Annotated in this window: 10 protein-coding genes; all 10 read left to right on the top strand. The window is 73.9% G+C overall.

Features of this window, described 5'->3' with window-relative positions:
- Window positions 1–2 precede the first annotated feature (2 nt).
- The 10 genes from ACIGNX_RS28035 (at window position 3) to ACIGNX_RS28080 (ending at window position 13,008) form a co-directional block, all read left to right on the top strand.
- Window positions 3–2,060 carry a diguanylate cyclase gene (locus tag ACIGNX_RS28035; protein WP_396543776.1) on the top strand — a complete coding sequence of 686 codons (2,058 nt, stop codon included), beginning with the start codon at window positions 3–5 and terminating at the stop codon, window positions 2,058–2,060.
- A gap of 4 nt (window positions 2,061–2,064) precedes the next feature.
- A complete protein-coding gene (locus ACIGNX_RS28040; RefSeq protein WP_396543778.1) occupies window positions 2,065–2,523 on the top strand; it encodes a pyridoxamine 5'-phosphate oxidase family protein in 459 nt (152 codons plus the stop codon).
- A gap of 268 nt (window positions 2,524–2,791) precedes the next feature.
- On the top strand, window positions 2,792–5,578 hold the full coding sequence (locus tag ACIGNX_RS28045) for a discoidin domain-containing protein (RefSeq protein ID WP_396543780.1): 2,787 nt from the start codon (window positions 2,792–2,794) through the stop codon (window positions 5,576–5,578).
- A 145-nt stretch (window positions 5,579–5,723) separates the two neighbouring features.
- A complete protein-coding gene (locus tag ACIGNX_RS28050; RefSeq protein ID WP_396543781.1) occupies window positions 5,724–6,920 on the top strand; it encodes an esterase-like activity of phytase family protein in 1,197 nt (398 codons plus the stop codon).
- A gap of 100 nt (window positions 6,921–7,020) precedes the next feature.
- Window positions 7,021–7,167 carry a DUF1059 domain-containing protein gene (locus ACIGNX_RS28055; RefSeq protein WP_396543783.1) on the top strand — a complete coding sequence of 49 codons (147 nt, stop codon included), beginning with the start codon at window positions 7,021–7,023 and terminating at the stop codon, window positions 7,165–7,167.
- Window positions 7,168–7,291: 124 nt separating this feature from the next.
- Window positions 7,292–8,482: an MFS transporter gene (locus tag ACIGNX_RS28060; protein ID WP_396543784.1), complete on the top strand. Its 1,191-nt coding sequence runs from the start codon at window positions 7,292–7,294 to the stop codon at window positions 8,480–8,482.
- Window positions 8,483–8,553: 71 nt separating this feature from the next.
- On the top strand, window positions 8,554–9,630 hold the full coding sequence (locus tag ACIGNX_RS28065) for a hypothetical protein (RefSeq protein ID WP_396543786.1): 1,077 nt from the start codon (window positions 8,554–8,556) through the stop codon (window positions 9,628–9,630).
- Window positions 9,627–10,781, top strand: a complete 1,155-nt coding sequence (locus ACIGNX_RS28070) for a toxic anion resistance protein (protein WP_396543788.1) — start codon at window positions 9,627–9,629, stop codon at window positions 10,779–10,781. Before ACIGNX_RS28065 ends, ACIGNX_RS28070 begins: the two co-directional genes overlap by 4 nt.
- Window positions 10,778–12,397 carry a substrate-binding domain-containing protein gene (locus tag ACIGNX_RS28075; RefSeq protein WP_396543789.1) on the top strand — a complete coding sequence of 540 codons (1,620 nt, stop codon included), beginning with the start codon at window positions 10,778–10,780 and terminating at the stop codon, window positions 12,395–12,397. Before ACIGNX_RS28070 ends, ACIGNX_RS28075 begins: the two co-directional genes overlap by 4 nt.
- A complete protein-coding gene (locus ACIGNX_RS28080) occupies window positions 12,394–13,008 on the top strand; it encodes a hypothetical protein (RefSeq protein ID WP_396543791.1) in 615 nt (204 codons plus the stop codon). Before ACIGNX_RS28075 ends, ACIGNX_RS28080 begins: the two co-directional genes overlap by 4 nt.
- Window positions 13,009–13,025 lie beyond the last annotated feature (17 nt).

Genomic DNA, 13,025 nt, shown 5'->3' on the forward strand with positions numbered 1-13,025 from the left:
GGATGGGATACCTGGCTTTCGGCCTGTTATCGGTGGGCAGCTACTACGCGCTGCCGATCTTCGTCGGCACGATCCCGCTGCGCGTGGTCGTCTACTGCGCGGTCAGCACGTCCGCCGCGCTCGCCGTGTGGTGGGGCGTGCGGCGCAACAAGCCCGTGCCCCGCGCGCCCTGGATCGTCCTCGGCCTGAGCCAGCTGGTGTACGCCCTGGCCGACACGACGTTCTACATGGCCCACTACGTGTTCAACGACGACAGCTACCCGGCCATCGCCGACGCGTTCTACCTGGGCCACTACCCGCTGGTCGTGGTGGGCCTGCTGATGCTCATCCGGCAGCGCCGCGCCGACCGCGACCTGACCAGCCTGCTGGACGCGGTCACGCTCACCGTCGTCGCCGGCCTGCTGTCGTGGGTGTTCGTGATCGGGCCGCAGACGCGGCTGGGCACGCCGCTGCTGGTCGAGATGGCGTCACTGGCCTACCCGCTGATGGACCTGGTCCTGCTGCTGGTGTCGCTGCGCCTGTTCTTCGACGGCGGACGGCGTGACGGGTCCTTCGCGCTGCTGGCGCTGTGGCTGGCCGCCATCCTCACCGCCGACACCGTGTACGTGCTGCAACGCCTGGGATCGAGCTACGCGGCGGGCAACTTCCTCGACGCCGTCTGGTTGGCCGGCAACCTGGCCCTGGGCGCGTGCGCGCTGCACCCCTCGATGGGGCGCATGTCCCAGGCCGTGGACGTGCCCGCGCCGCGGTTGAGCTGGCCGAGGCTCGCCCTGCTGTCCGGTGGCGCGCTGATCGGGCCGGCGCTGCTGCTCGTGCAGCACGCCCAGGGCGTGCGCCGGGACGTTCCGGTGATCGCGGCGGGCTGCGCCGTGCTGTTCGCGCTGACCGCGACCCGCCTCGCGGGACTGGCGGTGGACCAGCGCAGGCTCGCCATCACCGACAGCCTCACCCGGTTGCGCAGCCGCCGCTTCTTCGAGGCGACGCTGGCCGACGAGGTGGCGCGGGCCCGGCGCTCCCGCAGCCCCCTGGGCGTGGTCATCCTCGACGTCGACCGGTTCAAGTCCATCAACGACCGGTTCGGGCACCCGGCGGGTGACCGGGTGCTGGTCGAGGTGGCCAACCGGCTGCGCGCGATCGCCGGGCCGGTCCGGGTGCTCGCCCGCTACGGCGGCGAGGAGTTCGCGCTGATCGCGACCGGCGCCGACGCCGAGAACCTCACCCGCCTCGCGGAACGGCTCCGGCACGGCGTCTCCCACCATCCGATCGCCGTGAGCGGTCGGCGTTCGGTGACGGTTACGCTCTCCGCCGGCACCGCCGCGTTCGCGCCCCGCTACGGCACCGCGTCCGCGCTGGTGTCGGCGGCCGACCGCGCGCTGTACCTGGCCAAGGACCTGGGCCGGGACCGGGCGGTCGCCGGTGGCACAGCGCTCACCGAGCACCGGGAGGACGTCGCGGTGGACTACCTGAACCAGGTCGCGGACCTGGTCGACCTGCGCGTCGCCAGCCCCGGTCGCAGCCTCGCCATCGCCGAGTGGGCCCGCACGGTCGCCGAGCACCTCAAGCGGGGCCAGGCCGAGGTCCGCAACGCGCACCGCGCGGGACGGCTGCTGGACGTCGGCATGATCGTGCTGCCCGACGACCTGCTCACCGAGTCCGGCCCGCTCACCGACCAGCAGTGGCACCTGCTGCACGAGCACCCCGACAGCGGCGCGCGGATGGTGAGCGTGCTGCCCGACCACGGCGACGTCGCCGAGGTCATCCGCCAGCACCACGAGCGGTGGGACGGGGCGGGCTACCCCAACGGCCTGGCCCGCGACGGCATCCGGATCGAGGCCCGGATCCTGTCCGTGTGCGACGCGTGGGCGGCGATGCGCGCGGACCGGCCGCACCGGCGCGCGCTGACCCACGAGCAGGCGGTGCGCGAGCTGCGGGCCGGTCGCGGCGCGCGGTTCGACCCGGACCTGGTGGACGTGTTCCTGGCGCTGCTGGACAAGGGCGTCGTCGGCGACCTGTCCGCGGGGCCGGCCGCGGTGTCCCGGGAGGACAGCCGCCTATCCTGACGCCATGTCGCGTCGGGCCCTGATCACGATGACCGCGGACGAGGTGCGCGCGTTCCTGGAGGAGCAGCGCGTGGTCACGGTGGCCACCCTCGGCCCGAACGGCAGGCCGCACCTCGTGCCGCTGTGGTTCGTGGTGGAGGACGGCGAACCGGTCGGCTGGACCTACCGCGCCTCGCAGAAGGTGGCCAACCTGCGCCGCACGCCCGAGGCCACGCTCCAGTGGGAGGCGGGGGAGACCTACGACCAGCTCCGTGGCGTGACGATGGAGTGCGACGTGCGGCTGGTGGAGGAGCGGGCCGAGGTCGCCCGCATCGGCGCGGCGGTGGCCGCGCGCTACACCGGGCAGAGCGGGCCGGAGCTGGACGCGTTCGTGGCCGCGCAGGCGGTGAAGCGGGTCGGCCTGCGGTTCGCGCCGACGTCGGTCGTCTCGTGGGACCACCGCAAGCTCAGCGGCGCCTACTGACGACCGCAGTCGCCGCAAGCGCCGGCAAGCCGGTTGCGCGCCACGACCCCCGTCGGCGACGACCGGGCGCCCGAAACGGCCTGGCCGGCCGAGTTGTCGGCACCCTGAAACCGCCGCACCCGTCGAACCGGCTTGGTAGTCGAGTTTTTGCGTGAACTCGTAGACATCTTGCGGTCGCTCGATCGGGCTGCTTATGGTGTGCGCCACGCCACACCCCGTGACATCCCTGCCCGCAGTCCGAGGTCCCGTCCAACGAAGGGCTGAACCCATGCGAGTCAACCCCACCCTCCGGCGTCCGCTGACGCTCGGCGTGGCGGCGGTGGCCACCTCCCTGCTCGCCGCGCTGGCGGTCGCCGCCGCCCCGGGCGAGGTCGCCGCCCAGGCCGTCCAGGCCGCCGCGGCCGCCGCCACCTCGCCGTTCGACATCCCCGGCCGGGGCGCGGACGTGCCGTTCGTCGAGCACGAGGCCGAAACCGCCGCCACGAACGGCACGCGGATCGGTCCCGGCCGCCGCCAGGGCACGCTGGAGGGCGAGGCGTCCGGCCGGCGCGCCGTGACGCTGTCCGGCCAGGGCCGCTACGTCGAGTTCACCCTCACCGAGCCCGCGAACTCGATCGACATCCGGTACAGCGTCCCCGACGGCAACGGCGGCGCGGGCATCACCGCGCCCCTGTCGCTCTACCTCGACGGCACGAAGACCGGCAGCCTCACGCTCACCTCGAAGTACGCCTGGCGCTACGGCGGCTACCCCTACGCCAACGACCCGAACCAGGGCAAGCCGCACCACCTCTACGACTCCACCCGCGCGCTGTTCCCCCGCACGCTCAACGCCGGCGCCAAGGTGAAGCTGCAGGTCGACGCGGGCGACACCGCGCCGTCCTACACCATCGACCTGGCCGACTTCGAGCTGGTCGCGCCCGCCGCCCAGCGGCCCGCGAACTCCGTCTCCGTCACCGAGCACGGCGCCACCCCGAACGACGGCTCCAACGACAACGCCGCGTTCGACGCCGCCGTCGCCGCCGCGAAGGCGTCCGGCCGCGAGGTGTGGATCCCGGCCGGCCGGTTCACGGTCACCAAGCACATCACCGTCGACCAGGTCACGATCCGCGGCGCGGGCCACTGGCACAGCGTCGTGGCTGGCGACCGGGTCGGCTTCTACGGCCTGGGCGAGCCGGACAGCTGCGGCCAGGGCGGCAACGCCGGCGTCAGCTCCCGCGTCGGCCTGCACGACTTCGCGATCATCGGCGAGGTCACCAACCGGGTCGACTGCGACCAGACCAACGCCATCGGCGGCGCACTCGGCGGCGGCTCGGTCGTCTCCGGCATGTTCCTGCAGCACACCAAGGTCGGCCTGTGGCTGGACGGGCCGTTCAGCGGCCTGACCATCCGCGGCAACAAGGTGGTCGACCAGCTCGCCGACGGCATGAACCTGCACCGCGGCATCGGCAACGTGCTGATCGAGAACAACCTGTTCCGCAACATCAGCGACGACGGCATCGCGTTCTGGTCCGAGCAGCAGGCCGACTACGGCAACACGATCCGCCGCAACACCGTGGTCGTGCCCATGAAGGCCAACGGCATCGCCATCTACGGCGGCCGGGACAACGTGGCCACGGAGAACGTCGTGGCCGACACGCAGGACCAGGGCGGCGGCATCCACGTCGGCAACCGGTTCTCCTCCGTGCCGCTGGCGGGCACCACCACCCTGTCGAAGAACACCACGCTGCGCGCGGGCGTGCTCGACTCCAACTGGCAGTTCGGCGTGGGCGCGCTGTGGTTCGACGCCCGCGACGGCGCGATGAGCGGCCGCATCGACGTCACCGACACCGACCTCGTCGACAGCAACTACGAGGCCATCCAGTTCATCAGCGGCACGATCACCAACGTCCACTTCGACGGTGTGCGGATCAACGGCGCGGGCACGTTCGCCGTGCAGCTCCAGTCGCCGGGCTCGGCGTCGTTCGCCAACGTCACCGCCACCGGTCTCGGCCGGGCGGGCGTCTACAGCTGCCTGGGTGACAACGCGTTCCAGATCACCAGGGGCGCGGGCAACTCCGGCTGGGACGGCCCGTCGTACTGCGGCCCGTGGCCCGAGCCGGTCTACACCGACCCGACCACCCCGCCGACGACCACGACCACGACCACGACGACCACCACGACGACCACGACCGTCCCGCCGGGTGGCAACCTGGCCCGGGGCAAGGCCGTCACCGCCTCCACCGCCACCGGCGGCTTCCCGGCCTCGAACACCGTGGACGGCGACGCGAACTCCTACTGGGAGAGCGCGAACAACCAGTTCCCGCAGTCGGTGACCGTCGACCTCGGGCGGGCGGAGAACCTCGGCCGGCTGGTGCTGAAGCTGCCGCCGCCCACCGCCTGGGAGGCCCGCACGCAGACCCTGGGCGTGTCCGGCAGCGCGGACGGCGCGAACTTCACCCAGCTCGTGGCGCCCGCCGGCTACCGGTTCGACCCCGCCTCCGGCAACCAGGTCACCGTCCCGGTCTCCGGCACGCACCGCCACCTGCGGCTGACGTTCACCGGCAACACCGCCTGGCCCGCGGCCCAGGTGTCGGAGCTGGAGGTGTACGGGTCGACCATCACGACCACGACGACGACGACCACGACCACGTCCGCACCGCCGCAGGGCAACGTGGCGCGCGGCAAGCCCGTCCAGGCCGCCGCCAACGGCGGGTTCCCCGGCGGCAACGCCGTGGACGGCGACGTGAACACCTACTGGGAGAGCCCGAACAACGCCTTCCCGCAGACGTTCACCGTCGACCTGGGCGGCCGGATCGCGGTCAACCGGGTCGTGCTCAAGCTGCCGCCCGCCGCCGCGTGGGCCGCCCGCACGCAGACCGTGGCCGTGTCCGGCAGCGCGGACGGCACGTCGTACGCCCAACTGGTGGCCGCGACCGGCTACCGGTTCGACCCCGCGTCCGGCAACCAGGTGAGCATCCCGGTGTCGGCCGACCACCGCTACCTGCGGCTGACCGTCACCGGCAACACGGGCTGGCCCGCCGCCCAGCTCGCCGAGTTCGAGGCGTACGCGGCTTGACGCCTCGGCCGGGGTGGTCGCGCGGCAACGGCGCCACAAGACCACCCCGGCGTCACCGGCGCCACGCCCTCCGTTCACCCGGCGCGCTTAGCGTTCCGCCCACCGCGGGCCCTCGGTGGGCGCGCCACGGCAGAACGGAACGCTCATGAGGAGACCGCTGGCCATCGGCCTGGCCGCGCTGGCGCTGGTGTCGGTGGCGGCGCCGGGCTCGGCCGCGCCCGACGACCGCCGCCGCGACTTCGGCCGCGCCACGCTGACCGGCTTCGCCTCGCTGCCCGCCGCCACGTTCGTGCCGGGCAGCGAGCCGTCCGGCGCGGCGCTCGGCACGGCGCCGGTCAACGGGATCGTGCCGCCCTTCGCCGACCAGCCCGTGCAGGGCTTCAGCGGCGTGCTGCGCAACGCCGACGGCACGTACGACGTGCTGTCGGACAACGGCTACGGCACCAAGGCCAACAGCGCGGACTTCACCCTGCGCGTGCACCGCGTCGGCCCCGACTTCGCGACGGGCGCGGTGGACGTGCTCGGCGGCATCACGCTGACCGACCCCCGCGGCCACGTGCCGTTCCCGCTGACCCGCCCGGACCGGGTGCTCACCGGCGCGGACTTCGACGTGGAGTCCATCACCCGGACGAGCGACGGCACGTACTGGATCGGCGACGAGTTCGGCCCCTACCTGCTGCACTTCGACCGCGCGGGCAGGCTGCTCGCGCCGCCCGTGCCGCTGCCCGGCGTGTTCGCGCCGGAGAACCCGGCCGGCCGGGCCAACCTGAACAGCAGCAAGGGCTTCGAGGGCCTGGCGCTGTCCGCCGACGGCCGCACGCTCGACGCCCTGCTGGAGGGCACGGTCGCCGGCGACGCGCCCGGGACGTTGCGGCTCAACGAGTTCGACCTCGACAAGGGCCGCTACACCGGCGTGCGCTGGACCTACCGGCTCGACCGGCCGGAGCACGCCATCGGCGACGCCATCGCGGTGGACCGCAACCGGCTGCTGGTCGTCGAGCGCGACGGCGGGCAGGGCGCGGACGCCCGCGTCAAGCGCGTCTACCTGGCCGACAAGCGCGACCGCGACCACGACGGCACGCTCGACAAGACGCTGGTCGCCGACCTGCTCGACATCGCCAACCCGCGCCGGCTCGGCGGGTTCGGGGAGAAGTTCACGTTCCCGTTCACCACGATCGAGGACGTCGTGATCCTGGACGACCGCACGATCGCCGTGCTCAACGACAACAACTTCCCGTCCTCCTCCGGCCGCACCCCCGGCGCGCCGGACGACAACGAGTTCATCACCCTTCGCCTGGCCGACGACCTCGGCGCCGACCCGCGCGTGCTGCGCCGCCGCTGACCCGGTCGGCGCAGGCGGGGCTCGCCCGAACTCGAACGGTCGACAACGTCGTCACCTTCAGTAGAGTCGGTGGTGGATGGATCACCAGCGGAGGATTGCGATGAAGCGGAACATCACCTGCCCCTGTGGCGAGCAGATCCAGGGTCAGGACGAGGACGACCTGGTGGCGAAGACCCAGCAGCACCTCAAGGAGAACCACCCGGGCCACGACTACTCGCGCGACGAGATCCTGTTCCTGGCCTACTGAGCCGCGCCCGGCCCGACCGGATCGCGGCCGCTGATGCCCGCGTCCCGGGCGAGCGCGCCCGCCGGCCACCCGTCCGCGCCCTGACCGGTCGTCCCGGCCGGGGCGCGGACGCCGCTCGCCCGCGATGACCTCCGCGCTGGGGATTCCCGACTTCCGGCTGCTGTGGGCGGCCCGCACGATCAGCGCGTTCGGCACGTGGCTGCTGGTCGTCGCGGTGCCGGCCCACGTCTTCACCCTGACCGGCTCGGTGCTCGCCTCGGGCGCCGCCCTGGCGGCCGAGTTCCTGCCACCGCTGCTGCTCGGCCCGCTCGCGGGGGTGCTCGTCGACCGCTGGGACCGGCGGCGGGTGCTGGTCGCGGCCGACGTGCTGCGGGCCGCCGCGGTCGCCCTGCTGCTGTTCGCCCGGGACCCGGGCACCCTCTGGCTGGTCTACGTCGCGCTCGTCGTGGAGAGCACGGGAACCGTGCTGTTCCGGCCGGCCGCCCAGGCGCACACGCCGGTCGTGGTCGGCTCCGGCCCGGCGCTGAGCGGCGCGAACGCCCTGAACTCGCTGACCGACGGGGTGGCCCGGCTGGTGGGCGCCCCGCTCGGCGGCGCGCTGGCGGGCCTGGTCGGCTTCCCCGCGCTCGTGGTGGTGGACGCGGCGAGCTACCTGGTCTCGGCGGCGCTGCTCGCGGCGATGACCCGGCGGCCGCGGGACGACCGGCGTGCCGCCGTCCGCGACGACCTCCGCGAGGGGCTCGCGTTCCTGCGGTCCCGGCGGTCGGCCAGGGCGCTGCTGGTCGTCAGCACGGTCTTCCTCACCGCCAACGCCTCCCTGAGCGCGTTGCTGGTGCCGTTCGGCATGACGGCGCTGGGCGGCGCCGGGCCGGTCGGGTTGGTGATGTCCGGGTTGGGCGTCGGCTTCCTCCTCGGCGCGCCCGCCACCCGCCCCCTGGTCGACCGGCTGCGCTCGGGTCCGCTCCTGGCCGGCGCCCTGGGCGTCACGGCGGTCGGGTTCGCGCTGCTGTTCGGCTCCACCTCGCTGCCGACGGCGCTGGCCGCCGCGGTGCTCGTCGGCCTGGCCGGCTCGGCGGCCCTGGTCGTGACGCAGACCGCGGTGCAGCGCGTCACGCCCGCGGCGGTCCTGGGCCGGGTCGGCGCCGTCCTGTTCACGGGGGAGGCGGCGGCCACGGTCGTCGGAGCCCTGGCCGGGCCCGCGCTGGCCGAGCTCACCTCCGCGCGCACGACCGCCTACGCGGCGTGCGCGCTCACCGTCGCGGCCGCGCTGTACGCGGCATCTGCACCGTCCGTTCACCCACCGTTCGCCCGGTGATCGCCGGTTCGCGCGTCAAACGAGTCGCGCGGCGGAGATGATCGCGGTGAACACGGGGGTGAGCGGGTCAGGTGAAGCGCCGGTTGTCCATCGGCTTGGCCGTGGTGTTGTTGGCCGCCGTCGTCGCGGTGGTGGTGTGGGGTCGCCCGGACGACGCGGAGGGCGGTGCGGGCGGTGAGCTGACGACCGTGCGCGGGGTCATCGGGTCGGAGAAGCTCGCCTTCTTCAGCGACCGGCGGGTGGTGGACGCCTTCGCCCGCCACGGCCTGGAGGTCGAGGTGGACACCGCCGGCTCGCGGCAGATCGCCACCTCCGTCGACCTCGGCAGGTACGAGTTCGCGTTCCCGTCCTCCGCGCCCGCCGCGCAGCGGATCCAGCGCGACCGCAAGATCACCGCCGCGCGCACGCCGTTCCAGTCGCCCATGGCGGTCGCCACGTTCGAGCCGATCGTGAAGCTGCTCGAAGCGGCCGGCGTCGTCACGAAGGGCGCCGGCGACTACCAGGTGCTCGACGTGGCCAAGTACCTGGAGGTGACCCGGGCCGGCACCCGCTGGGACCAGCTGCCCGGCAACACCGCCTACCCGGCCCGCAAGAACGTCCTGGTCACCACGACCAACCCGGCCGAGTCGAACTCCGCCGCGATGTACCTGTCGATCGTGTCGTTCGTGGCCAACGGCAACGCCGTGGTCGGCACGCCGGAGCAGGAGGCGGCCGTGCTGCCCGACGTCGCCCGGCTCTTCCGCGACCAGGGCTACACCCAGAACAGCAGCGAGGGCCCGTTCGAGGACTACCTCGCGGCCGGCATGGGCAAGACCCCGCTGGCGCTGGTCTACGAGTCCCAGTACCTCGACCGGGTGCTGCGCGCCGACGGCTCGATCCGCCCCGACATGCGCCTGCTCTACCTCGCGCCGACCGTCTACTCCAAGCACACGCTGGTCCCGCTGTCCGACCGGGGCGACCAGGTCGGCGAGCTGCTCGCCACCGACCCCGAGCTGGCGGAGCTCGCCGCCACGTTCGGCTTCCGCACCTCCGACCCGCGCGTGTTCGCCGACGTGGTGGGGGACAGGGCGCCCACCGACCTGGTGGACGCGGTCGAGCCGCCCTCGTTCGAGACGCTGGAACGCCTGCTCGACGCGGTCGCGCCGTGACCGACGAGTTCACCCTCACCCCGCCGGAGCCCGTCACGCCGATCCCGGTCGAACGGGCGGCCGGGCTGATCGCGCTCGGCGACGACGTGCGCGCCGACGCGGCCCACCGCGCCGAGCGGTTCGCCGAACGCCTCCGGTCGCTGGACGTGCGGTCGCCGGACTTCACCACCGCGCTGGACGAGGTGCTGGCCGTCGGCGAGGCCGACCTGCGCGCCGCCGCCGGCGTGGCGGGCGCGATGCTGGACCGCTCGGCCCGCGCCCTGCGCGACGACTCGCCACAGGTCCGGGTCACCGCGTCGCTGTCGGGCCTGCGCCGCACGGTCGCCGAGCTGGACCCGGCGAGGGTGCCGCTCACCGGCCGGAAGCTGCTGCGCGTCTTCCCCGCCGCGAACACCGCCAAGAAGGCCCTCGACCGCTACCGCGCCGCGGGCGAACCGGTGAACGCCCTGGTGGTCGACCTGCGCGACCGGCAGGACGGGCTGCGCCGCGACAACGCCGCCATCAAGGGCGAGCGGGAGCGGCTGTGGCGGGCGATGGGCAGGCTGGCCGAGGCCGCCGCGTTCGCCGGGGCCGTGGACGCGGCGGTGGACCGGCAGGCCGAGGTGCTCGACCTCGCCGACCCGGACCGGGCGCGGTCGTTGCGCGCCGACGTGCTGCACCCGATCCGGCAGCGGCACCAGGACCTGCTCACGCAGCTGGCCGTGAGCGCGCAGGGCTACCTCGCGCTGGACCTCGTGCGCCGCACCAACGACGAGCTGATCCGGGGCGTGGAGCGCGCGGTGACCACGACCGTGGCCGCGCTGCGGATCGCGCTGCTGGTCAGCGGCGCGCTGGCGAGCCAACGCGACGTGCTCGACGAGGTCGCCGCGCTCCGGGCCACCACCGACGGCCTGCTGCGCGCCAACACCGAGCTGCTGGAACTGCAGGGCGCGGAGATCCGCCGGGCGGCCGGCGACCCGGCCGTGGCGGTCGAGACGATCCGAGCGTCGTTCGACCGGATCCACGCGGCGATCGACGCCGTCGACGGCTACCGCGCCGACGCGGTGCGCACGATGGCCGCCACGGTCGAGTCGCTGTCGGGGGAGATCCGCCGCGCGGAAGGGCACTTGCGCCGCTCGCACGACGCGGCGGCGGTCGAGGGGGACGGATGAGGACGGCGTTCGTGCTGGTCGCGCTGGTGGTGCTCGCGGGGTGCACCACCGGGGCGGAACCCGACCCGGCGCAGCCGGCCGGTCCGGCGGAACCGGGGGTGCTGCGGGTGCTCGCGGGCAGCGAGCTGACCGACCTGCAGCCGGTGCTGGACGAGGCGGCCGAGGCCACCGGCGTCCGGGTGAGGTTCACCTTCACCGGAACGCTGGAGGGCGCCGAGGCGCTGGCCAAGGGCGACGTCGACGGCAAGTACGACGCCGTCTGGTTCTCCTCCAACCGCTACCCGGCGGGCATCCCGGAGGCGGCCAAGCGGCTCGGCAACCAGGTCAAGATCATGAGTTCGCCGGTCGTGCTGGGCCTGTCGGCGTCGTCGGCCCGCGCGCTCGGGTGGACCGACCGGCGCGTCGGCTGGGGCGAGATCGCCGAGCAGGCGGGCCGCAGGGCGTTCAGCTACGGCATGACCGACCCGTCCGCGTCGAACTCCGGCTTCTCCGCCCTGGTCGGCGTCGCCTCGGCGCTGGCGGGCGCGGGCAACGCCGTGGACGCGGCCCAGATCGCGGCGGTGACGCCGCGGCTCAAGGACTTCTTCGCGGCGCAGTCGCTGTCCGCCGGGTCGTCCGGCTGGCTCTCGGAGGCCTACCGGCGCCGGGCGAGCGGGCAGGACACCGGCGCGAAGGTCGACGGGCTGATCAACTACGAGTCCGTGCTGCTGTCCCTGAACGCCGCCGGCACCCTGCCCGAGCCGCTCACGCTCGTCTACCCCGCCGACGGCGTGGTCACCGCGGACTACCCGCTGACCCTGCTGGCCGACGCGGGCGACGACGCCCGTGACGCGCACCGGCGGCTGACCGACCACCTGCGCACGCCGGAGGCGCAGCGCCGGATCGTGGAGACCACGCACCGGCGACCGGTCGTGCCCGGTGTCGACCTCGACCCGCGCTCCACCGTGCGCGACCTCGTGGAACTGCCGTTCCCGGCCGCGCGCGACTCCGTGGACGCCCTGCTCTCGGCCTACTTCGACCGGATCCGGCGGCCGTCGCGCACCCTGTACGTGCTGGACACGTCCGGGTCGATGGCCGGCGACCGGATCGCCGCGCTGCGCTCCGCCCTGATCGGCCTGACCGGTGCGGACGACTCCCTCACCGGCCGGTTCCGCCGGTTCCGCAGCCGCGAGGAGGTGACGATGCTGCCGTTCGACACCGAGCCCGGCGAACCGCGCACGTTCACCCTGCCGGAGGGCGACCCGGGCCCGGTGCTGGCCGAGATCAGGAGCTACGCCGAAGGGCTGGAGGAAGGCGGCGGCACGGCCATCTACGACAGCCTGTCGCGCGCCTACCGGGTGATGGAGCCGCTGGTCGCGGCCGACCCGGACCGGTTCACCTCGATCGTGCTGATGACCGACGGCGAGAACGCCAACGGCTCCGACCTGTCCGGGTTCGAGGCGTCGTTCGGGTCCGTGCCCGCGTCGGTGCGCGGGGTGCCCGTGTTCACCGTGCTGTTCGGCGAGGGCAGCGGCGACGAGTTGGGCCGGGTGGCCGCGATGACCGGCGGCGAGGTGTTCGACGCGCGCCGCACCGGGCTGGGGCGGGTCTTCCAGGAGATCCGCGGTTACCAGTGATCCGCTACCTGGGCTCGACCAAGAACCTCGTCGGCTGCGTCGGCGGGCTCGTCGGCGTGCTGCTGCACCTGGCCGGGGTGGTCGGCGGGCTGTGGCCGGTGGTGGTCGGCGGGCTGTACGTGGTGGGCGCGCTGCTCGCGCCGCCGGAGAAGGTGCGGCTGGTCCGGGTCGACGCGGGCGTGGAGGCGGACCGGCTGCGCGAGGAGCTGGACGACCTCGTGCGCGAGGTGGGGGCGCAGTCGTCGCGGATGCCGCAGCCCGCGGTCGCCGCCGTCGGCCGCATCGGCGCGGTGCTCGGCGACCTGCTCGCGCGGCACGACGCGCTGGCGGCCGACCCGGACCTGCGGCACACCGCGGTCCGGCTGGTGCGCACCGACCTGCCGCTGTCCGTGCAGACCTACCTGAACCTGCCGTGGTGGTTCGCGGTGAAGCAGCGGGCGGGCGGCGAGCCCGGCCCGGGTGACGAGCTGGTGACCCAGCTGGGGCTGCTGGAGGCCGAGGCGCACCGGCTGGCGGAGCGGGTGTACGCGGCGGACGTGAACCGCCAGGCCGACCACACCCGCTACCTGAGGGAGCGGGACGCGGGGGAGCAGCCCGAAGAAGAGACCTGAAGAGGGACCCGGAGAAG

The organism is Actinosynnema sp. NPDC053489 (assembly GCF_044544865.1).
Taxonomy (GTDB): domain Bacteria; phylum Actinomycetota; class Actinomycetes; order Mycobacteriales; family Pseudonocardiaceae; genus Actinosynnema.